Origin of the sequence: Acinetobacter sp. NPDC052428 (assembly GCF_044547685.1) — a bacterium.
Lineage (GTDB): Bacteria > Pseudomonadota > Gammaproteobacteria > Pseudomonadales > Moraxellaceae > Acinetobacter > Acinetobacter lwoffii_G.
Window position 1 is genome coordinate 1 of record NZ_JBIUAT010000069.1, and the last position, 2664, is coordinate 2664.

At 39.2% G+C, this 2664-nt stretch carries 3 protein-coding genes; 1 reads left to right on the plus strand and 2 read right to left on the minus strand.

All coding sequences use genetic code 11. The features are described 5' to 3' along the window. Nucleotides 1-444 (plus strand): transposase (locus ACIG3F_RS16025; RefSeq protein ID WP_396470537.1); only part of this gene is annotated, 444 nt, incomplete at its 5' end. Here the strand turns inward: ACIG3F_RS16025 and ACIG3F_RS16030 are convergent. Both ACIG3F_RS16030 and ACIG3F_RS16035 read right to left on the minus strand, forming a co-directional pair. After that, a complete protein-coding gene (locus ACIG3F_RS16030) occupies nucleotides 441-1529 on the minus strand; it encodes a DUF4268 domain-containing protein (RefSeq protein WP_396470538.1) in 1089 nt (362 codons plus the stop codon). The genes ACIG3F_RS16025 and ACIG3F_RS16030 overlap by 4 nt on opposite strands. Nucleotides 1530-1586: 57 nt before the next feature. Further along, the gene (locus ACIG3F_RS16035; RefSeq protein ID WP_396470539.1) at nucleotides 1587-2582 is read right to left on the minus strand and encodes a restriction endonuclease subunit S; all 996 of its coding nucleotides are present in this window, start codon (nucleotides 2580-2582) and stop codon (nucleotides 1587-1589) included. Nucleotides 2583-2664 lie beyond the last annotated feature (82 nt).

Consider the following 2664-nt stretch of genomic DNA (forward strand, 5'->3'; position numbering starts at 1 on the left):
AAAAAGACCTATGGTACAGCGGAAGACCGCCGCGAAAACCGACAACAGCATAGTCAACCAGTGATGCAACAACTATATGAATGGCTCAACCAACATCATCTGACAGTGCCATCGAGTTCTCCCACCGCCAAGGCTATCAATTACACTCTGAAGCGTTGGCCAGCCTTAAGCCGCTATCTGGATGATGGCAATCTACCGATATGCAACAATTGGGTAGAGAATCAGATGCGTCCCTGGGCGTTGGGACGCAAGAACTGGCTGTTTGCAGGTTCGCTGCGCAGTGGTCAGCGAGCGGCAAACATCATGACTTTAATCCAGTCAGCAAAGCTGAATGGCTTGGATCCGTATGCCTATTTAAGTGATGTGCTGAAAAGGTTACCGACACACAAAGTGACCCAAATTGAAGAATTGCTGCCGCACTGCTGGAAACCTAAATCGAATTAAAAAATAGGTATGGGATTCAGCGGACGCTTACAAATAAACTCAATCCGAGATGATTTCTTAGCATCTAATCTTAGCCACTCTAGAGGCTTACCAAATTTGCGCTCAATCTCATTTTTACGCTCATAGAAAAAGTCAAAAAGCTGTTTGTTCTCTACGGCGTCCTTTCTCGCAAACTCAATATCTACTCGTAGCGCTTTCTGCAAGAAGATCAGGTGATAGGTGCATTGAGAAATACCCGTTGCTGAACTGAGCCAATGATCAGTCTTCGGGCTAATATTGTTATAAAGCGAATTTTCGCTTTGTGAAAAATAAGCAAGCAATTGCTCCCAATATTGGTAGCGTATATCGGTATGATCGGCTTGTTTTACTTTGGCAATGGTTTCTTCATCTTCCTTACGCGTGAGTCGAACCATATATTCCGATGCTTCAGGGACAGGGATAATTTGCTGAATGTCCACCAACAATTGTTCGTCTAGTTTATATGGCGAAACTTTGACGCATTTCACATCAATTTTACGATCAAGCAACCACAGTGCTGTGTTAGTTACTTCTTTACGAAACTCCCCCGCCACCAAGATAATACGCTGGCTATTACGTGGATTAAGTGTCGTAATCGATACACCCATTTCCTGATGTTCTTCTAAAAAGCGTTCAATCAGTATTTTAGCTGTGTTTTTGACTTGGTCGGCATCAAATGCATGATCATCCAAATCTGCATATACAGGTTTATTTTTAATTAAATATTTTGCAAAGACGTCTTCGATGTCATCTGAAGTAAATGGCGCTACATAAGAGGCATACTTGAGTGCCTGCCACACGGCGTCACGTCCACTGTCATCACGCTTATTTTCAATCAATACCAGTTGTCCTTTGGTATCTAATGCCAAAAGGTCTAAGCGTTCACCTGTGCCATCAAAGCCATCAAATTCTTTTTGGATAATCAGCAGTTCTTCGCCCAATGCTTCAGGGTGGCTGACTAACCATTCTTGCAAGTCATAACGCTCAGTAAGCTGTTGTTCGCTGAGTTTTGTACCGTCTAATGGTTTCAGTTTTTTATTGGCTGTGTCTACTGTATATAAGCTCATATTCCCCCCGAAATATTAAAAAAACCTAGCCAACCGAAGTTCGCTAGGTTTAAATTTTTATGCCACTTTAATTTTGCCTGTCACAGCATCGTTAATAAGTGTGGTTTTATATTCTTTTAGCTTTTCGATTTGCTGAACTAAATTACTTGTAGCTTCTTCAACCTGTTTTATCACTGTATTAATATACTGGACTATTTTCAGTTGCTCTGCATAGCTTGGCAGTAAAACCTTTATATCGAATAAATCATCAGTATAAAGTCGGATAAAACCTTCCATTACACCTGTAACTCTTTTCTTCATTTCAGCCAAATATTCAGGCTGATTAAGCAGAAACGTAATATAATGAATGCTTACAGAGTTATCTTTAGCTGAATAAACAGAATAATCTGGACTTGTAATGCCTTCCAACTCAGAAACTGCAAGTAAACCATTAACAGCCTGCATCTTGTTGATCACAAGATTGTCTTTAAAAACTTTTTTATAACCGACTAATGTAGATGCACCACCTGCTCTTTCATCTAAAGCATCTTTTGGAATAACACCTTTATATTTACTTAAAGATAATAAGGTTTCATCACCTGTTTCAGATCTAACATTTATCTCTGAAAGCAGAAACTTAAGCCTCATTAATTTCCACTTTTCAGGAATTTGACCAATCCATTCCACACCCGAATCTTTCATCAGTACATTTGGATCTAAACCTTGAGTCACTGCTTTTTGAATCACAATTTGCTTACGTTCATTAAGTAAAGCAATTTGCTGTTCTTTAATGGCAATAGCTTGGTCGATTTCAGCAGTTTTTTGATTAAGAAAGGCTACGATTCTTTCCTGATCCTCTAATTTAGGAAATGGCAATAATAGTTCAGCAAAATCCGCAAACCTAAAATCTGTAGAACGCTCTCGAATTCCTTTAGCTAGTGATTCAATAAAACCTGCTAAAGCTAAATTTCGAAGATAGTAAGCATAATAATGAACATTAATACGATTTTTTATCCGAGGAATACAAGCAGAATAGACAGGCGTAGATTTACCATCTGAATGGCTTTGTTGCACAAACCTATCTGTAAAGGCTTTTTCAGCGATATAATTTTCAAATGAAGAAGCCTACACACAAAATCTACCGCACAACCAATTG